Raw genomic sequence first — 19,806 nt, 5'->3', positions numbered from 1 at the left:
TTTCCATCTGACCGGAATCTAGTGCCACTCAGTGTGCTTGATCCAATTCCAAACGATGCTGGGCATGTTCTTTTCGGCGAAGTTTTTCTTGTCTGACCGCTTGTTCACAACTGCGATTTCGTAACAGAAGGGCTGGTCGTTGTTTTCGATGCGTTCGTTCGTAAAGGGGCGACCGTCGATCGAATATGCAAGGAAATCATTGGTCTCAAGGAAGTTGAAAAAATCCTCCTTCGACACGCCGAGCAGGCCAAGTTGGTCCATTTCAAATTCCATAATGAAAAGCGGGTCCTTGGCCTGAATGAGGTTCTTGGCGCCGCGCAGAACATCGAAATCGGCACTTTCTGCATCACACTTTATGAAGTCGAGCCGGCCAATTTTGTCGAAGTCGAAAAAGGCGTCGAGTGTGATCGACTGAATCCTGGAGGTACTGGTCTGGTCAAAGTCAATACCATGACCTTCAACAATTGTGCTTTGCCCGTTGTTCTTGTCATTTTGATAGAAGGTAACCACGTCGTCGGTATTCGACACGGCAAGGTTGAACACCTTGATCTGGTTCGGTTCCTTATACTTTTCGGCTGCTTTTTTCTGGATGTGCTGAACAAATTGGGGGACGATTTCGAATGAGAAAATTTGGCCGTCGAGACCAATTCGCTCTGCGAAACGGAACGTATGCAGGCCGAACTGGGCGCCGACATCGATGACCGTGCTATCGGACCGGATAAGACCAAAATAAATGCATTTCAAGATAGATTCGAAGTGACTGAATTTACCTTCAGGTTCGATGATTTTTCTAAGTTCCTGGTCAATCTGGTTCACTATTGTTTCCTCTGAAAGCGAACAATCTATCTCGCAGGATATACGCGAACGTATGCAAGACGGATCTGGCCAAATCCATATTGCCTTTGGGGACCTGGTTCAAACCCGCAGATTAAATTCAAACGTTCATGAAAACTCTCGAAAGGCCTGAACTCAGGAGAGGGCCCTGAAAGTGGTGGGTCCCATCAAGCCAAAACAGTTCGGCTTGTTGCTCGAGACGGTGACTTTTATTGCCGATTGCGGAGATTGGGCGACGAAGAGGTGGTTGCCGCCCTGACATTCGTCGTTGGTTGAAAATTCCATGATTTTTGCACTGGTATGCGAATTTGTTGCGTGAACGCTGATGCTCATGGGGATTTGCCCATGCGGGCTCAGTTTCGAGGTCAGTTCATATTCCTTTCCCGGCATCGTCTCCACGATGGAAACCAAAGCCGGGTAATAGGATTCTTTTGGTGATCGGCATATGCGAATTTGTTCGCCTTCGACGGTTGCGCTGGCGTAGTTAATGGGCCGCCACTTGGATATCAGTGTGCGATTGCTTTCGTTTGCCCAGACGCCCTTCATTTCGACGATGTCGAAATCCGGCATCTCAAGAGGCTTTTCGCCAATTTCCCTCATGGCAGTCGCATATTGATCATATCTGGAGGCATTTTTTCGAAGGTACGCCAGGCTTCTTTCATCACCGGTTCTGCGGGAATGCCAGAGCGCCACATGGAATTGCATGTCGACAGGGTCGATACCGACAGCCCGCTCGCAATAAACGCATGCGGGTGGCATGTTCTCACCGGTGAGCAAGGACCGCCTTATGTCCTCATAGACCTTGTTGTTCCAGACATCGGCCAAGGCCCCGTCTTCAAGCAATAGCGTGATCGGGAATTTCTTCAATGATGAAGAACAACACAGCCCTACGTAAAAGTCGCCGTCGCGCTGCACGATATTCGGCTTCGAAAACGGAAACAAACAAAAGCGGGTTTGACCGAGACCGAGTGGGAGGGCCTCGTGCGCATCGTTATCGAGCGTGTTGATCAGGGTCTTCGCCATTCCATTCCACTCCTAGCCGGCCAGCAGCGGGCGTAGCGGCTGAGGAATATTGAGGGCCACGCCATATTCTTTTGCAAGGTTCGACGCTTCGGTCAGATGTTTCGCTGAGACGTCCAGATCTTCGGTGATCAGGCTGACAGTAAAACTTTCCGGTTCGTACTGAAAGTCAGGCAGTCGCATGTTTGCAAAGGCAACGCCATCCACACCAAGCTCTCTGGCCAGTTCGATCATTTTCGGAGCGTCTGCGATGTTTTCCCTCATCAGCACCATGTTCATCGTGACATGGGGCGTCCGGCTACCGAGCTCGCACCGAATTTCCATCAGGTTCCGGAGGTTTTGAGTAACGGTATCGAATTTCGCGCCGCGCATGACAAATTCGGCGGTCTCCTTGGTCGCACCGTGGATCGACACGTAGATATGATGTATCCCGCTTCGAACAATGTCTTCAGCGAGATCCCTGGTAATGAGCGTGGCATTCGTGATGACAGTGACCTTGGCGCCATGCGCGATCAGTTTCCTGGAGGTCGGAATGATGTCGCGGTTCATGAACGGTTCTGAGTAGCTTCCCACGAAGGTGATCTCCGACACCTGAACGTCGGAAAAGAACTTCATGATGTCGTCAAAACCCAGGCGCGAATACTTGTCGAATCCTTTCTCTTCTACATAAAGGGCGCCGCCGCACATTCTGCATGAAACATTGCATCTATTGACGATATCCATTCCGACATTGACCGGCAGGTTTTCCCCGTAAATGAGATGTTCAACGTCATCAAGTGGCTGGAAATTCGACATTAACTGCACCAGTGCCGGCTAGAAATCACCAATCGCATTTCTTGTATTCTTGCCGAACTCAATAATCTTAACGGAAAGACTGTGTCAAGGCATCGCCGTCCAGCAAAATTCAATGCCAGGGTTAGGAGCGTCTGCCTGCGCGTTGAAAGCTTGAATACAGTCCTTTCCTGAGCGACCTGAACGTACAATTTTGGGTCCGTAATGTAGAGCATTTCCAGTCACTGTAGGATCATCTGACCGGAGCGGTCGCGTCCTCTGACCGCGTTGGCTCGCGCTCGTGGTGAGCACACTTTCGAGAATTTCCGACGCCTTCATTGTCGGCATCAACCCGGCGCGTCTCTCGACCACCCCGTGAGACATGCGGGTTATGAGAAAATGAAGTCGGCAGAGGAAAGAAGGCCCGCATCGAAATTCTTCAGATAGATCGTCGTTCCGGAGGCATCGACAACAGCGTCAGCCCCGCTTTGACTGATGCTCAGGTCAACGAAGCCGGAGGCCATACTGCTGTCGATTTCGAGCACGTCGATGCCATCCTCGAAGTCCTGAATTTGATCCGTACCGTCGAGAGCTGCAAAATAAAATGTATCCGCTCCAGCATTGCCTGTCAGAAGATCTGACCCGGATCCGCCGGCCAGCGTGTCATCGCCGTCACCGCCAATCAGTGTATCGCTGCCGCCGCCTCCGCCTCCGCTCAGGAAGTAATCAACGGTCGGGTCGTTCCCGGCGACGTAATCATCGCCATTTGCGCCCATGAAACGCTCGAAGCCGTACCAGGACAGGCCGCCAGTCAGAAATCTCGATCCGGATTCGATGACCAGGGTGTCGATGCCTGCTCCCCCGAGATCGATCGGAGAGGATCCTGACTTGTTGATATCGCCGGAGCCGAAATGGATCGTGTCATTTCCGGCCCAGCCCAACAACAGGTCGCTTCCCTCGCCACCAATGAGGACATCATCGCCCTGATGGCCGATCAGGGTATCATTCCCGGAACCGCCTTCCAGATGGTAGTCGACCGTTGCGTTGTTGCCGGCGACATAGTCATCACCGTTGGCGCCGATAAACCGCTCAAAGCCGTACCATGACAGTCCGCCGGTCCGAAAGGTCGTGCCGCTCTCGATGTGGAGGGTATCGATGCCGTCGCCACCGAGATCAATGGGAGACGTTCCGTTCTTGGTTATGTCTCCGGCACCGAAGTAGATCTGGTCGTCTCCGTCTCCACCCAGGAGCAGGTCACGACCAAGACCGCCAATCAACGTGTCATTGCCGTTGTTGCCGATGAGCGTGTCATTCCCTGCGCCGCCGCTCAGGTAATAATCCACGGTGGGGTCGTTCCCGATAACGTAATCGTCGCCACCTGCTCCGATAAAGCGTTCAAATCCGTACCAGGAAAGCCCGCCCGTGCGAAAAGCGAAGTTCCCATCGATCAAGAGCGTGTCCGTGCCGCTTCCCCCGAGATCCAGCGGGATCCCCGCTTGCTTGGACAGATCGCCGGCGCCGAAATGAATTGTATCGTTGCCGGCATTGCCTCTGAGCAGGTCGCGGCCGGCGCCGCCGATCAAAGTATCGTCGCCGCTGTTTCCCAGGAGCGTGTCGTCTCCGGCACCGCCGCTCAAGACATAATTCACACTTGCAAGGTTTCCGGACACGTAGTCGTTTCCATCAGCCCCGCTGAAACGTTCAAACCCATACCAGGACAATCCTCCGGTTCTGAAAGTTGCCCCCTGTTACATGACGAGGGTGTCCCGCCCGGCGCCGCCGAGATCGACCGGTAGTCCGCCTTGTTTGGTGATGTCATCGGAATCGAAGTAAATGCGGTCGTTTCCGCCGCCTCCCATCAGGAGATCGCGGCCTGAACCTCCCGCGATCGTGTCATTTCCGCTGTTTCCGATGAGTGTATCGTTGCCGGCGTTTCCCCTGAGGATGTAGTCGACGGAAGCATCGTTGCCGGCGACGTAGTCATCGCCGCTCGCGCCGACGAAGCGTTCGAACCCGTACCAGGAAAGCCCGCCGGTGCGAAAGGTCGTGCCACTCTCCAGAACAAGAGTGTCCGTACCGCTCCCGCCCATGTCGACCGGAGCAGATCCCAGTTTGTTCAGATCGCCCAATCCAAAGTAAATGACGTCGTTGCCGCCGTGACCGTAGAACAGGTCACGTCCTTGCCCGCCTCTTAAAGTGTTGCCATGGTCGTTTCCGATTAAAACATCGTCGCCGCTGCCGCCGATCGCATTTTCAATCACCGAGCCGCGGGCAATAATCAGGTTCCCTGTATACCCGCGCACGCTTGAAATCGCCTCTTCGCGCAGGTCGATCGTCTGGTCGAAGCCGGAAGACCTGAAATCCAGCGTATCGATTCCCCCATCGTCCACGATTGTGTAGCTGATATAGCTGTTCATGCTGCTGAGCGTCTGCATGAGGTCGCCGGAATTGGCGTTGTCGCCGTAGACCGTGTTGCCCGTTCGCGTGTTGCCGGACGTGCCGTAGAGGTTCCGAATGGCGATGACGTCTGCCACCTGGGGCGTTACCGCATAGGCGCTGCTGGCGTTGATCGACGTGTTCTCGCCCTGGCTGAAATAGGAAATGACGGAGGCTTGCCAGGAATCGTTGGCATAGTGGTTGTCGATTCCATATGTGGCGGAGCCGTTGTAGTTGCCGCTGTGTCCAAGGCCGAGGGCGTGGCCGATCTCGTGAATGTAGGTCTGGAAGCTGTAGCTGTTGTAGACGGTTCCGTAGGTGGCAAGCCAGTCCCAGCCGACATTGACATAGCTGTACAATATGGTGGTCCCGGATCCGCTGGACCAGCTGTAGGCGCTATAGGCGTCCGTGTCTCCGAATTCGATCTGCGCGCTGCCCGATGTAAAGCTGAACGTCAGCCCGGTCGCGTCCGACCAGAGTTCGAGCGCCTTCCGGGCGAGGTTCTGTGCGCTGGAGGGCAAGGAAGCGATGTTGACCGAGAGCGTCCCTGCGACGCCGACGCTGAACGAGCGTTGCGATCCGCCCCAGAATACGTTGGTCAGTTGATAAGCTATCTGATCGTTCGAAAAGACCGGCGCCGGAGCGTAGAGCGACCCACCTGTGTTGCTTGTCTGATCGCAGCAGAAGTTGGATACACTGAATCTTTCGCCAGCCCAGCCCCCGGCCAGACAGAGAGTGCACACTTGATCAAGCCTTTGTTCAACGAAGTCGAGATCGAGAAACCAAAAAGCTGCACAGCTCTACTTGCAGGCAGGTCCTGTCAACATCAACTGATTGTTGGCAAGGGTAGGGAAGCTGGAGCCGGCTCTCCAGCGAAAATGAACGATATCCATCGTATACTGTTAACTGGCCGGAAATGGCTGCCCCATGGGCTTTTCGTTCACCGCCCCTGTAATCAGTCACGGCCGAAGCGGAAATGCAGTCAGGAGGCCGCCGTCTCCAGGAAGAACCCTTCCAGTCGCGTTATGGCCTCGTGACTTGCCCTGACGACGGCGTCTACCGTATTCGATCCATTATGCGACCCGAAAACGCAACTTTCGAATTTTCGAAGCGGAGAGTTCTGGGGAAGGGGCTCGACTTCGAACACGTCCAGCGCAGCGGATGTGACATGACCGCTTTCAAGCGCGGCAATAAGAGCCGCTTCGTCGATCAGCGGTCCGCGGGCGACATTCACGATGCGGACCCCTTCCTTGCAGTCCGCGAGCGTTTTCGCGTTGAGCATATGGTAGCTGCTGTTGGTCAGCGCGCAAGTGAACACGAGAAAATCGTGTTCCCCGATACGGTCCGGCCAGTTGGCGCGTTCTACCCCGTGAAGACCGCCGTCACCGTCGATGCCGGGATCGTAGACGCAGACCTTCATGTCGAGCGCTTGAAGCCGCGAGGCCGTCTTGTGCCCGATGTCGCCGAAGCCGATCACTCCGGCGCGTTTGCCCGCCAGGCTGATACCTGCGGGTTTTGGCCAGCCACCGGCCCGAACGCCCCGGTCGATCACGAACAGGCTGCGGGCCAGGCTGATGACGTAAGCGGTTGCCACATCCGCGACCTCGCTGCCAAACATCGCCGGAGTGTTGATGATTGGGATCCCCAGCTCCTTGCAGGCATCGAAATCGACGTTGTCGGTGCCGATACCCCACTTGACCGCAGCCTGCAGCTTGCCTTTCCGGGCTGCGGTGAACACGCGCTTCGACGCAGGGTCGTCCCCGATGATCCAGCCGTCGTACTGGGGTATCAGCTCGCAGAGCTCGTCCTCGCTAAGTACCTGCGTCGTGTTGGCAGGGTGAAGCGTTAGCCCCTTCTCGGCGGCGAAATCGGTAAATCGGTCAAGCTGCCCAAGCATTGGTGGGCAGGTTACGATTACATCTCTTGTCATGCTGCTTCCTGTTTTTTCCGCATGTTCGCGACCGCTTCGGCCATCATCCAGTCTTCGAGTGTATCGATGTCGACCGCCTCAAGCTTCTGCATTTCGAACAGGATCGGTTTCTTGCCAATTCGGGCATTCGTTTCAACGAAACTTCCGCTGGAAAAAATATAGAGGTTGGAATTTTCCTCGTACCAGGGTTCGAGATCCTGGGTTTGGATGAGATTATCCGGATCGTGGTTCACAGGACTGCCGTCCGCACGGTAAAAGCGCGTCTGGATCTTGTTGACTGTGAAAAGAGAGTCTGACGTCCCTTTGGTGACCCCCTCCTGGTAACTTGCCAGTGCAGTGCGGATGGTTTCGCTGGACAGCATCGGATTGGTGGTGTGCGTCATCAGATAGGTGTCAGCCGGCACGTTCTGGATGTCATCGGCAAGGATCAGGTTCATAGAGACGGTGTCGCCGCAAAGCTCTGCTTTGCGGTCGCGGATTACGACCCGGTCGGACTCAACCAGCCCATTTTCCGCAAGGATGTCTCGGGCGTCGGTGTTGATGACAACCTGGTCGATTTCTTCCAGCGAAAGGAGGGAATCGAGGATCCAGCGAAACAAAGGCTTGCCGTTGAGTGGACGGAAGTTCTTGCCCTTTACCCGCTGGCTATTTGCCTTCATTGGGAGAAGGGCGACGCATCGGCTTGAGCCACTCATCTTGTTCTGCCTTTTTACTCACTTGTGGATAGAAAAAACGCTGCTTGGCGGCCTGAGAAAGAATACGGTGTTCATGGTTCCCGGTATAGGAACCCCAGTATTGGCACCAGCGATAGCGCAGCATGTCGCCAAGACCGGTCGAGGATATTCCGTTGCGCATCGCGGACCGCCAGTCGGCGTAGACGCTCCGGACGATGCACTGCAGCACGTCGATCTTGGACAGGTGCACTTCGGGCATGATCATGCGCAGAGCAATAGCCTCCCGCTCAAACCTGCGACGCACAGATGCCCAGGTTTCCTGGTGGTGATGAAAGACGGGCGCTTCAGCGACATATCCGATCTTGGACCCTGCAGCGACGAGGCGCTTGGCAAGTTCCATATCCTCAAGACCGGTCAGTTCCTCGTCAAACAGGTGTTGTTCCCACGCTGTGCGAAGGACAGCGGAGTTTGCGTTGTTGCAAAAGAAACCGTCTTGCGGAACCGAAGAGTGAGCAGGGAAATACTTGGCGAAAATTCGCCGTTCACTGTAGTTGCTGTCGTCGTCGCCAATCTGCCGGCCATAGCTGTAGACAACCTTGCCGTCCACAATCGGCTGGCAGAGATTTTGAAGCCAATGCTTATCGACAGGGATACAGTGTCCCGAAATGAATACCAGAATGTCGCCGGTGCTGAACTCACACCCCCAGTTGAGCGAACGTCCGAAAGAGAAATCCTGTCTCGTAATGTAGGTGATACGGCAGCCGAAGCTTGATGCGATTTCAACCGTTTTGTCAGTCGAACCGGAATCAATCAGAACAACCTCAACGCTTTCGAAGCACGTTTCCTGGGAGTCGATCATTTCCAGGAGGTCTGAAAGGTATTTGGCTTCGTTGAGGGTACGTATTACGATACTTATACGCATCGGAAGCTTTCTGATTTACTTGACAGTCGGAAATAAGTTAAGTGCACCGTCGCGTGGATATCACCTCTTTTCTAGGCTTTGATACCGAACGGATCGTGTTTTGTCCAGTCTTGAATTCGGGGGCAAAGTCAACGTTTTAATCAATAGTATAGCAGTGAAAGGCGTCTTGTTTCGGTTGACTGGGCTGCCGTCCACCGAAGATGCAGTTCGCGTCGTATCCCTGTGAATAACTGGCCCTTGGAAATGGCTTTGCGAGGAGGTGCGGACATTATCCGATTTCATCACAAGGTCGTGTCAAAACTTGGGAGAATAAAGTCCTGACGCCGGATCGGCGGCAGATATGTTCACGGGCGATCGGAAAGGGAAGCCGGCAGTATCCCAGGCTATGGACTTGCCCGCGCTAGAGAGCCACACTCGTCTCGTCATGCTTTTGGATGAACGGGTCCAAGGCTTGAACGGCCCGGACTACGGGGCAGGGGCAGTTTTTGAGGAATACCTCGTTGCCCGGTCTACAGAAGCTTCAGACAGCAGTGAGAGCCAATTTATTGGTCTGCTCCCGTCGCCGCTTTGGATCAAGCTGCGGCTATCCGTCAGTCTCGTCATTTCTTGAAAACACGGTCATAGATGTGCGAGGCTTGCCTGATCACAGGGCCGATCAACCGAGTGTCTTTTGTCTTGTGATAAAAAATCTCGAGATGATCATCGATATGAAGAAGGACTTCCCGGAGATTTTTCCTGTGCAGGTTCCTGATGGAGGCCCCTTCGGAACGCTGGCGCTTCTCGGCCTCCGCGATAAGCTTCAACTTGGATCGGGTGACGATTGTGTTCACGGAGCTGCTCATCAGGACGTCGGCGAACCTCCCTTCCTGGCCTTCGACCTTGCCGGTATTCCGGCCGTACGTGGGTCTGATTTTCGCCAAGATCTTCCGAGTGTCGAACATGGACCTAGAGAACATGTCGACCGCGCGCAGATTGGTCCTCCACTCGTTGGCTTGAGGCGCCGTCTCTACCTGATCGAACAGATCGCCGAGGGTCCGGGCGATCGCGATGGCAGGTTCCCCGCCTTCTCTGTTTGCGCAATGCGTGTCCAGGAAGCCAGGCCAAGCGTGCCTATGCAGCTCTGCCAGGCCGGGTGCGTTTTCAAGAAGGCGGGCCAACTCCTGCGTGGTCTCGGCGATCGGATAGGCCCCCATTGGATCCTTGAACTTGTCGACCTGTTCCGCGTGGGGATTGAAATAGATGACCTGCCGACCGTGAGCCAGGCCTTCTAGTATACCGGATGCAAACCGTTGCACGACCACCGTGCTGTTGCGCGTCGCCGCATCGAAGGTCTCGGGGGTCACCTTGTCCTGGTGTAGCGTGCCAAGATCGGCAGGGTGCCGGGAAATAACCCAGTCGAGTCCTGCCTGTTCGCAGGCTTCGACCGCCTGCGTCAGCCAAGCATCTCTATGTTCAACCAGCACGCCATAGCTAAAGTTCGAATTGATGAGCACTCGCGGGATGGACGGCAGTGGGAGGGGAGGAGCAGACCTCATCTCCGCAATGCGTGGCAAGCCGCAAACATGGATCTCCTGGCTGCTGTCGGAGAAATACCGCTTGTCAAAACTGCCGGGTAGAAGGACCGCATCTGCCATGCGGTAAGCGCCTCGGTCTCGGTTGATGTCTGCGTCCCAATAGTCCTGTATCCCCTCTACGATCGCAGCTGTCTTGATCCCTGCGGCTTGTGCGGCACCGAAAATTGCTCGTACAGATGGATCCCAGTCGTTGAGGGCAACAATTACCTTCGGTGCATAGAGCCCTAGCATGAAAGGGCTTAATCCAATGAGTGGGATATCCAACTCCACCGCTTTGGACCTGAGAAAACGATCACCGCAGTGGCTTGACAGGTCTACGACGTGACAGTCGATGTTTCGGGTGGCGAGGTGCTTGAGAACAGGCGCCAAAGTCTCTAGGTGGTAATCCTTCTGCAAAAGGAAGACGATACTGGGTTGTCGGGTCTTGCCTAGGTTCCAGCCACTGAATTCGACGGAATCCGTGAAAGGAAATGTGGAATCGGTTGAGTCGACTTTGGAGGGCAGGGGCTCCTGCAGAGCCGTTTTCAGGAGGCGGTCGAGCAAAGCCGTTGTCTGCGGAAATTTGATTTCCAGACTCTTTTGCGGCTCAGTGTGAAAACGGGCTATACCGGTCTTCAGATGAAGCCTAATGTCGTTCCGGCTCAGAACTTGGTGCAGGTCAGGCAATTCCGTGCGCAGCATCACGCCGAGGTCGTTTAGATCTGCGTTGTCGTCCGCCTGGTTCCTTCTTGCTGCTTCCATGCCCACAAAGGACAGTATACGTCCCGCAAGATCGGCTTGTTGCCGGTAGACTGGCCACTTTTTTGTATAGGTGGTTATATCAGCATCAAAGGAAGCCTGGGCCGGCAGGTCCATGTAAGATGCCTTGTTCAGCTGAATAGCAATATCCAGATGTTTCAAGGGCTGTTGGCGGATCATGCTTCTGCTTCTGCTTCGGTAGGTTACGGCGTGACGCTTAACGGCAACGAAGCGATAGCCGGCCCGTAAGGAGCGCATCCAGAATTCGTAATCCTCGGCTTGAACCATTTTCTCATTGAAGCCCCCCAACCGGCAGAGCTTGTCCGCGAAAAAGAGAGGCTGGTTCGCGTTGAACGGACAACTTGTTCCGGCGCGGAGAAAATCGACCGGCTTCAAAATACAGGAGCTGCTCCTTGGGGGCTTTTTTGTGTCTTCGCGTATTGTGACGCTGCCGCAATAGCTTCCGATCACGTGCTCGTCGTCACACTCAAGTAATGGTGCGAGGCGCAGTTCGAGACTGTCTCGCATCATCAGGTCATCTGCGTCCAGAAAGCACACGAATGGTGAGGTTGTTGCGCGCAGGCCCGTGTTGCGGGCCGCCGAAAGCCCCGAGTTGGCTCCATGATTTATAATTTGGATGCGTTTGTCGCGCCGCGCGAACTCTTCTGCGATCTCTCGGGTGTTGTCGGTTGATCCGTCATTCACGACGATACAGCGGAAGGATTTCGTCGTCTGTGCAACGATGCTATCGAGCGTCCAGCGCAAAAAACTACCAGCATTGTAAGCTGGCACAACAATTGTGCAAATCGCAGAATTCAAATCAAACTTCCTAAGGTCGATTGTGGCGAATAATGTCAACGACGGAGAAGGCAACCTGCACCAAAGCCTGCAATTTTCCGCTATATATGACTTCGTAGCATGGGCGAGAGAAGGGGGCTCTTTTTACTCCCGCTTTAAGAAACTGGACTGCAACAAATATCATTAGCTCAAAGCTTCTACGAACCAAAATCCATAACTTTAACAACAATAAATTGGATGATGAGCTTGCGTATTGCGGGTGGGATCGCTGCAGGTTTGCGACATTTTTTGCGCGTTGAATGCAGCTTTGTAAGCTCGCCAGCAGCCTAGTTTTCTCCGGTCGAATATAGTGTATTAATTCAAGATCCGGGCTAAAGTAGATGCTGTTATTCGGGCACAGTGCAAGTATTCGCAGCTGCAATTCGGTTTCTTCGCCGTATCTTGTCTCTGATCCACTCATGCCGAAGTTGGGGTCGAATGTGCCTACTTTTTCAAGTAGATCGCGCCGGATTGCCATGTTGCCACCTGAGAGACCAGGCTTGGAAAGCCAGCGCTCTTGCCAATCGTCGCGGATGTGGTAGCTGTCTCCATACTTTTCGAGAAAACCCTTGGCGTAGTGTCGTTTGTCTATTTCGGGTAAATACTTTCCACGATAGGGCCCCCCCACCATGACGGGCGACTTTTCACCAATCACACAATAGAGACGATCTAACCAGTCGGCATCAACGTCACACTCATCATCTAAAAAGACCAGCCAATTGCCTCCACTCTCAGAAATACCTCTGTTCCGAGCATTGGACAAACCCTGATGTTTCTCGAGATGGTAGCTCCACTTGCTCCGCTGAGCAGAAGGGAGCGTCAATAAAAAATCTTTCACTGTTTGCTGCGTCGAGTCGTTGGAATTATTATCAATAATAAGTATTTCGTAGTGAAATTTTGGGTTGTTTTTTATTTTTGAAATGCTGTTCAAGCAAAATCTAAGAATATCGCTTCTGTTGTACGTGCATATGATAATGGAGAACATCGTCGTCATATGGTCTTTGTCGCTTTGGGTTTTTGAACCTGATTTATCAGATGTTTTCATTAGGATGAGTTTCGTCCAAACAGCAACTTGTCCAACGTGGGGGCCCTAGCAAGTTCCAGGATAACCGGACGCAAAACAGCGTGAATTAAGCGCTTAAGCGGTGTCCTGTTTAGATTTCTCTTTACGTCAAAGTCCAAATTAAGAAAAAAGTTAACTAAGATCCGTTTTCTTTCAACTTTACACATGAGTTTCGTTGCGCCATTGAAACCCGCTCGTTTCCGGTCAGTCGATGAAGAAATTCTATTGAGTCCTGTCCGATTATAGACAAGCCAAATTCTTGGCTCATAAATTAATACACTGTCTTTTTGCAACGCCTCCCAATACATATGCCAATCTTGGCAAGATGCCAGCGAAGGAAAACTCATTTTTTCCACGGCGCGTCTCGAAAATGTGACGGCACCTAATGGGCCGACGCAATTTTCGTAGGACAAATAATTCTTTAACGAAAGCGGTAGTGACAACAGTGACTGAAGAGCTTTGGGTTCTTCGAGTTTGCCAATTACATCGTTTGCCGTTCGAGCCACGCGTGGAGTGAACAGGTAGTCGAATTGTGTTGTTGCGATGCTGTTGAGAATGCCTTCTAACCAATTGTCGGAAATGTCGTCGTCGGAATCGTGAAAGTGAACGTAGTTTCCCGTAGAGTGCTGAAATCCAATTTTTCTAGATGCCGGGGCACCTAAACAGGTCGCGTTCCGCAATAGAATTACCTCTTCGAAGGTTTCATTGAAGAAACGTTCGGTACTACCGTCATCGATTACGACCAACTCTACCTTGTTGATCGCGTCCAGTTCCGACATCATTTTTCGAAAGCGACCTACGAGAGAACGTAGTTGCTCGATCCTATTGTGGGTAGGGATGACGATGCTCAATGTCGGTTGCATATATTGAACTTTGAAATTTTGTATTGGCTTTCGAAAGTGCCACAGACCAATATCAAACTGTCACTCGAAGTAAAGGCGTACCGTTCTGCGTTTTCGATTTAAGCTGACCTGCACACCACAGGCAGTATTGCCGCCTAAAAAATTATGACTTTCCGATTTTTCCAATTGGCTGTGATATGCGGTTAGCGTGCATCTAGTAACCAAAGGGTGGATCTTAACTAATTCCCATCCACTGGACATATTTGCGCGTAATTTAAGTGACTCTCTGCAACTGATGCCCGGGTAGGTTTTGTTGAATTCGCTGTTACAAGACTACGCCATGGACGAAGTGCGAAGGCTTGCGTTCAAAGAAGTCCATCCAATTTCGGATACCGACCCTTGCCGTCCATCGAGTTGCGTACGTCCCTCTGCCTCAGTCAGCCTTGCCATGCAAACGAGGTGGCCGGACGCGAACTTTGGGGACGGGCGACCGTTGGTGGTGGCTGCTAGGATATGCGAGCGTCGGTGCCTGAACTTCGTCTCAGTTCATATTGCTAATACCGCCGAAGACTGCCGAATAAAAATTGGTCCCTAATCTATGGCAAGCTTGCCGCTCGTATTGCGGATCTTTTGAATGTTAGAGCTGAATGGCACACGGCGTCCGAAGAGCGGTTGGAATGTAATATTCAGAGTTGAATGGCTTGTTGAGGCGCGACAGCGGAGCATTTAATTAAATAGATCTTTGAATTGTAAGGATCGATTTCTAGCAGATATTACTTAATTCGTAATTTTTGCAATGATAAGATCCGCAAGATGGATAATTTCGCAGTTATATGACGTTTTTGGGTTGTTTATCAGCTAAATGCCATTAGTTCCCTTAAGTAAGAATTCACGAAAAACGAAATAGGCTTTGGCAATGTTGGCTGGCTCAATGCTTGGGGGCCGGATTGCGGGTGCGATGTTGTCTATCGCCATAGAGAGCCGAACTTATGACCATACGTCTCTGGTTGATCGTTCTTTCGTTGATTTCAAACGTTCTTGCCCTTGCCTTGCCACTCGCGCTTATTCAGGTTTACGACCGAATTCTCGCAAATCAGGCGGTTGGAACTGCCTTTGTGATTTTTTCCGCCGTTGCACTGGCCATCTTGCTGGATGGTTTGGTGAAATATGCGCGCGCTTCAATCCTGGGGCGGCTTGCGGCGCAGGCGGAATATGAGCTGTCGTTCAAGACGGCCGAGAAGCTGCTCTCCATTGACGCAAACAGGCTCGGGCAGTTCAGCCCCGGGCGCATTCGCGAGCTGTTTACCGCCATCAACAGGTCCAACGATATCCTGATCGGGCAATCGACGCTTGCCGTCTTCGATGCGCCCTTCGCGATCACCTTTCTCGTCCTGGTTTGGTTCCTGGGCGGGCCCACCGTGTTCGGGCCGTTGGCAGTGGTCGTTGTCTTTGGCGCTTTGGCACTGTTTTCCGCCTACAGGCAGGCAAAGGCAGGCAAGGCCTTGTTCGAGGCCTCGGCCGATGAAACTTCACTTATCATGAATTGCCGCGAACACATTGACCGGCTCATTGCACGCGGGAAGCTGGGTGAGTTTGCCGGCAAGTTGCGCCTGCACGAGAAACGAAAGGCGGCAGCCCAGGAGACTTCGGAAAGCAGCCTTGCAGCCTCGCTCAACCTTAGTCAGACCGGCGGTCTGGCGACGACAGTTCTGGTGCTGGGTGTCGGTGCAATGGTCGTGCTTGCCGGTGACATGACGACCGGAGGGCTGGCAGCCTGTCTCATCCTCGGGCAAAGGGGTCTTGCCGGTCTTCTTGGTCTTGTGAATGCCTTTGCTCGGCACCGGGTTTCCGCATCCGCGTTCAAGACCATCCAGGACCTTCTTGCGTTGCCTTCTGCTCACTCTCTTCGGGGCAAAGCAGTGGAAAGTGAAGGGAATTGTGGTCTGCGATTTGAAGTCGAGGGGTGCCGGGTTGTCTGCGAACCCGGACAGTGCCTTGTCGTTCGCCCTTCGAATGGGCAGCATGCTGCGGCAGTCTTTGCCCAACTGGTACATGCGCTGTCGGAAAATGACGCAGAGGGCACCGGCCCGGTAAAGAAGGCCGAGATTTTCGCGGCAGACGGGAAGTCTGTCTCTGCACTTAAGTGCCGCGTGTCCGTTTGCGATGAAGGTCTCACCGTCTTCAACGGAACGCTGCTGGAAAACATGACGGCCTTTGACAGCGAGGCGACCGGGCGTGCCGTGTGGTTGTCCGAGCAGCTCGGTCTTGCCGACGCGATCGGGCGACTGCGCGACGGGCTGGAAACGCGTTTGTCTCCCGGTCTTGGTGTACCGCTGTCAGATGGGCACCTGAAGCGTCTCATGCTGGTTCGAGCTCTGGCAGGTGAACCTCAAGTCCTGTTGCTGAAATCTCCCACTCTTTTTCTCGACGCGCGCGGCATTGATCAGCTGACCGGACTTTTGAGGGCCTTCGAAGGCAAGGTCACGACCATTGTGTTCGATAACGCCGGAGGGTTGGCCGAGCAGTTCGAAAACTGCGTGGATCTTCCCGCCCCACAAGTGCCGATGACGGAAGCCGCCGCATGAATGTTCAGTCCAAAGTGTCGGGGAGTTCCACAATGACTGCCGGATGGTCGAGCGATGATCCGGTTCACCGTACGGATCTTGAAAACGTCCTGCTGGCCGTTCTGACCGAGCTGGGCTGGCGCCGTTCCAGCGAAGTTCTGGGCGCGGCGATGTCACATGAAACCGGGCTGCAGTCGCTCGATGACGCGGCGATGGTGCTTGATCTTATCGATATCGGCGCGAGCGTTGAAGCGAAGCTGCCCGCCGCATGGCTGAGCGGACTGGACGGTGCCCTGGTCGTAAAGGACAGGGAAGGAGTACATGCGCTCGTCCGGGAGGACACACGCGAAATCTCGACATCTTCCGCGGGCCTCGACCGCGATCAGGTTCGCCGCCGCATAAGGAACGCCGGCAAGCTGCTTTTTGTTCACAACCCGGAACACTCCGTCGCGACGATCCATGCCATTTCGGTGCGCGCGCGGATGCGCAGGGTCGCCATGACAGCGCTGCTTCTGTCGCTCGTGCTCAATGTGCTTGCGCTGTTCATCCCATTCTTTTCGATGGCAATTTTCGACCGGGTTCTGGGGGCACAAGCCTCGGAGAGCCTGGTCCCGCTGCTTTCTGGCGCAAGTGTCGTACTTCTTGCCATTGTGATTTTGCGGAGTATGCGGGCGAGAATACTTGCGGCTGAATATGCGCGTCTGGTCGCGGTAATCCGCCTGATGTCGTTGTCGCGCATTTTGCGCCTGCCTCACGCAATCCGGCACAAGTTGGGTTTCGATCGGCTGCAAGGCAGGTTGCAAACGACTTCGATGGGAGCAGAGGCCTTTGCATCTCAGAATACGCCCGCGATCTTTGATGCCCCGTTTGTGCCGCTGTCGATTTTCGCGATTGCTTTTGTCGGCGGCTGGATGGCCATTGTGCCGGCAATTTATCTGACGCTGTTTTTCGCCTTGAGCTGGATACTGAGCGAAACCAGGCAGAGCCTGGACCCGCAGCTTGAAAATGCAAATCAGAAGCGCGTTGAGGCCCTGACAGAACTGAGTGCGAAGGCCGCGGTAATCCGGAACATCGATCATGGAAGGTCCTGGTTCACCAAGTTTGTATCCCTTGCCCGGCAGGCGGCTTTCGTGAAGCACAGACAGGCGCGACGCTCTGCTGCCCTGCAGTCTCTTGCTTATGTTCTTGGAACGGGCGCAGCCCTGACAACGCTTTGCGTCGGTATAGCCCTTGCCATGAACGGCACCATCACGGCAGGCGCGCTCATCGGAACAATGTTGCTGACCTGGCGCGTCACAGGGCCTTCCCAGGCCTTTTTCCTGGCCATTCCACGGTTAAAGGCGATCCGTCAGGCAATTCTGGGGCTCGAGCAGTCATTTTCCTGGGGAACGCCGCAGGCACAGCCTGCGTCGCTTGAAAGGCTGGAGCAAGGCCCGCCGGAAGTCAGCGGGAAGGGCCTTTACCTGAAGTTCGACCAGAGTTCGGAGCCGGCCCTGACAGGCGTTTCGTTCAATTGTGCTCCTGGAACTCTCACGATTGTCATGGGGCCGAACGGCGCTGGAAAGTCGACACTTCTCAAAGTGATCTCCGGGCTTGTTCCTGCCCAGTCAGGGCGCTTGTCAATCAATGGTCGCTCGGTAAGCCAGTATGATCCAGACGACCTGGCGCGATCCACCTGCCTTCTTCGGATTGGCGATTATCAAGACGAAACAGACGAACAGGCCTTTGTGCAGCTGAGGGAAGAATGGCACTCGACTGCAGACGATGATGCAGCGGCAAATTGCCGGTTCATATTGCTGGACGACAGCACCGGCGCAGCAACTGCGGAAAGCCGGAAGCAACTTCAAGAATTCCTGAAAGCAGCCAGGGGCAAGGCAACGATCTTCCTTGCGACGCACGACACAGCCCTGGCCGAACTCGCGGACAACGCACTTATTCTGGACGATGGCGGCATGGCCTATTTCGGTCCTGTGAAGCCCGCCAGTCAACCAATCGATCCGCCGGAGGATGTCAGCCGATGAAAGCGACCCATCTCGATAGTCAGTTTGAACTGAATGACGGCAAGGCGGTCAGGCTGACCAACATGGCTGCAGCCGTGATCGGCATCTGCCTGGTGCTGTTCATTGCGTGGGCCGTTGCGACGCCTGTTGATGAAGTTGCCAAGGCGCGGGGCGTAATCGAACCGGTCAGCGAAGTGCAGCGCCTGCAGAGCGAGCACGGTGGAGCGTTGGCAACGCTGGTTGTGCGCAAGGGCGGGACGGTCGCAAAGGGCGACGTCATCGCGATATTCGATAATAGCGAGTTGAAGTCGGAGCTCCGTGAAGCGCAGACAAAATCACTCGCGCTGACGCTAGAGCGTGAGCGGCTGCTGGCGATCGTGGAAACAAGAACCCCTGAGTTCCAGAAAGCTGCCGGTCCCTTCACGGCACCGCCGGATCTTATTGCGGTCAAGAACGGGACGGCCACGGCCCCTTCAACAAACCAGCGAACTGTTGAGGAACTCATCAACCGGGAAATGGCCGCCTTTGAGGCGAGGGTTGCCTTCCTGTCCAATGAAAGAGACGTCATCAACCGCCAGATAGCCGAAAAGGCGGCAGATGTCTGGGCAATCGATTCCGAACAACCGGCGATCGAGCGGCAACTCACCGTTGCCCGGGAGGAAACAGAAAGCCTGCGAGACCTGGTAGAGCGAGGGCTTGCCGCACGTCCTCAGCTGGTTGCTGCCGTGCAGGAAGAGGCGAGATATGAGTATGAGCTTTCGACCCTTTCCGGGCGGCGCGCCGTTGCTGAAGCGCAGATTTCGGAGCTGCAGGAAAACCTCGAACGCGTCGGGTTGAACGAGGCCTCCGAAGCGCGCCAGCGGATTGCTGAAATCCACACGGAACGCAGTGCGCTGGACGAACAAATGCAGCGGATCCAGAGGCGCTTGTGGTCGACAGAACTGCGCAGCCCGGTGGACGGATTTGTGCAATCGGTTCCCGAGACCATTGTCGGCCGGGTGATCGAACCTGGCGGGCTTGTGGCTGAAATCGTTCCACGGGACGTGGACTTGCGCTTCACGGCACAGTTGCCCCCTCGGGATGTCGGTTTTGTTTCCATAGGTCAGCCTGCCAAACTCAAGGTCGATTCCTTCGATTTCAGTCGCTACGGCTCTCTGACCGGGAAGGTGGTCGAGGTTTCGCCCACAACGATCGTTGATGAGCGTGGAACCGCCTACTACGAAGTTCTGGTCTCCGTCCCCGTTACCCATTTTGGTGATGATCCGGGTCGCTATTCGCTTCTGCCGGGCATGACCGGTGAGGCGGATATCCTGACAGGCAAGAAGACAGTCTTCGAATACATCTGGAAGCCGATCTATACGAACCTGGATCTGGCGCTGAGTGAGCGGTAGGAGCACCGTGATGGCCGATCAACCGGACAAAAAAGCCACTTCACAGGATCAGGGTAGCACGCCGGAGGAGATCAAGGACTCCAGGAAGATCCAGCCAGAAGAAGTTTTTGGATGGACGCCAACATCGGAAGGAGAGGACACGCCCCCCGCCGAAACGCAGTCGCTGGAGAATGAGGAGGAAGGTCGTCCAACGTTAAGCGATGACACGAT

Annotated in this window: 14 protein-coding genes; 3 read left to right on the top strand and 11 right to left on the bottom strand. The window is 54.3% G+C overall.

Annotated features, from left to right (window positions below; genetic code table 11):
* Positions 1 to 18: 18 nt before the first annotated feature.
* The 11 genes from ACP90_RS20675 to ACP90_RS20620 form a co-directional block, all read right to left on the bottom strand.
* Positions 19 to 816: an FkbM family methyltransferase gene (locus ACP90_RS20675; RefSeq protein WP_062489772.1), complete on the bottom strand. Its 798-nt coding sequence runs from the start codon at positions 814 to 816 to the stop codon at positions 19 to 21.
* A gap of 153 nt (positions 817 to 969) precedes the next feature.
* Positions 970 to 1,857 (bottom strand): SPASM domain-containing protein, encoded by an 888-nt coding sequence (locus ACP90_RS20670; RefSeq protein ID WP_062489771.1) that lies wholly within the window; start codon positions 1,855 to 1,857, stop codon positions 970 to 972.
* A gap of 12 nt (positions 1,858 to 1,869) precedes the next feature.
* A complete protein-coding gene (locus ACP90_RS20665; protein ID WP_062489770.1) occupies positions 1,870 to 2,649 on the bottom strand; it encodes a radical SAM protein in 780 nt (259 codons plus the stop codon).
* Positions 2,650 to 3,014: 365 nt separating this feature from the next.
* The gene (locus ACP90_RS20660; protein WP_158514207.1) at positions 3,015 to 4,295 is read right to left on the bottom strand and encodes a calcium-binding protein; all 1,281 of its coding nucleotides are present in this window, start codon (positions 4,293 to 4,295) and stop codon (positions 3,015 to 3,017) included.
* A 78-nt stretch (positions 4,296 to 4,373) separates the two neighbouring features.
* A complete protein-coding gene (locus ACP90_RS20655; RefSeq protein ID WP_062489766.1) occupies positions 4,374 to 5,804 on the bottom strand; it encodes a M10 family metallopeptidase C-terminal domain-containing protein in 1,431 nt (476 codons plus the stop codon).
* Positions 5,805 to 6,043: 239 nt separating this feature from the next.
* Positions 6,044 to 6,991, bottom strand: coding sequence for a phosphoglycerate dehydrogenase (locus tag ACP90_RS20650; protein WP_062489764.1), 948 nt, complete (start codon positions 6,989 to 6,991; stop codon positions 6,044 to 6,046).
* Positions 6,988 to 7,650, bottom strand: a complete 663-nt coding sequence (locus ACP90_RS20645; protein ID WP_062489763.1) for an acylneuraminate cytidylyltransferase family protein — start codon at positions 7,648 to 7,650, stop codon at positions 6,988 to 6,990. The genes ACP90_RS20650 and ACP90_RS20645 overlap by 4 nt, the downstream gene beginning before the upstream one ends.
* Positions 7,637 to 8,587 (bottom strand): glycosyltransferase, encoded by a 951-nt coding sequence (locus ACP90_RS20640; RefSeq protein ID WP_062489761.1) that lies wholly within the window; start codon positions 8,585 to 8,587, stop codon positions 7,637 to 7,639. The genes ACP90_RS20645 and ACP90_RS20640 overlap by 14 nt, the downstream gene beginning before the upstream one ends.
* A gap of 599 nt (positions 8,588 to 9,186) precedes the next feature.
* The gene (locus ACP90_RS20630) at positions 9,187 to 11,718 is read right to left on the bottom strand and encodes a glycosyltransferase family A protein (RefSeq protein WP_158514206.1); all 2,532 of its coding nucleotides are present in this window, start codon (positions 11,716 to 11,718) and stop codon (positions 9,187 to 9,189) included.
* A 10-nt stretch (positions 11,719 to 11,728) separates the two neighbouring features.
* Positions 11,729 to 12,781: a glycosyltransferase family 2 protein gene (locus tag ACP90_RS20625; RefSeq protein WP_062489757.1), complete on the bottom strand. Its 1,053-nt coding sequence runs from the start codon at positions 12,779 to 12,781 to the stop codon at positions 11,729 to 11,731.
* On the bottom strand, positions 12,781 to 13,650 hold the full coding sequence (locus tag ACP90_RS20620) for a glycosyltransferase family 2 protein (protein ID WP_158514205.1): 870 nt from the start codon (positions 13,648 to 13,650) through the stop codon (positions 12,781 to 12,783). Before ACP90_RS20620 ends, ACP90_RS20625 begins: the two co-directional genes overlap by 1 nt.
* Before the next feature lie 980 nt (positions 13,651 to 14,630).
* On the opposite strand from ACP90_RS20620, the gene ACP90_RS20615 reads away from it, so the two are divergent.
* The 3 genes from ACP90_RS20615 to ACP90_RS20605 are packed head-to-tail and all read left to right on the top strand — an operon-like array spanning position 14,631 to position 19,596.
* Positions 14,631 to 16,226, top strand: a complete 1,596-nt coding sequence (locus tag ACP90_RS20615) for a hypothetical protein (protein ID WP_062489755.1) — start codon at positions 14,631 to 14,633, stop codon at positions 16,224 to 16,226.
* A 32-nt stretch (positions 16,227 to 16,258) separates the two neighbouring features.
* A complete protein-coding gene (locus ACP90_RS20610) occupies positions 16,259 to 18,226 on the top strand; it encodes an ATP-binding cassette domain-containing protein (protein ID WP_158514204.1) in 1,968 nt (655 codons plus the stop codon).
* Complete coding sequence (locus ACP90_RS20605) at positions 18,223 to 19,596, top strand: HlyD family type I secretion periplasmic adaptor subunit (RefSeq protein ID WP_062489753.1); 1,374 nt, start codon at positions 18,223 to 18,225, stop codon at positions 19,594 to 19,596. The genes ACP90_RS20610 and ACP90_RS20605 overlap by 4 nt, the downstream gene beginning before the upstream one ends.
* Positions 19,597 to 19,806: the final 210 nt, after the last annotated feature.

The sequence above is a fragment of the Labrenzia sp. CP4 genome (assembly GCF_001579905.1).
In the GTDB taxonomy this organism is placed as follows: Bacteria; Pseudomonadota; Alphaproteobacteria; order Rhizobiales; family Stappiaceae; genus Roseibium; species Roseibium algicola.
Note: the sequence above shows the minus strand (reverse complement) of the source record. Positions and strands in the feature narration are given on the sequence as shown.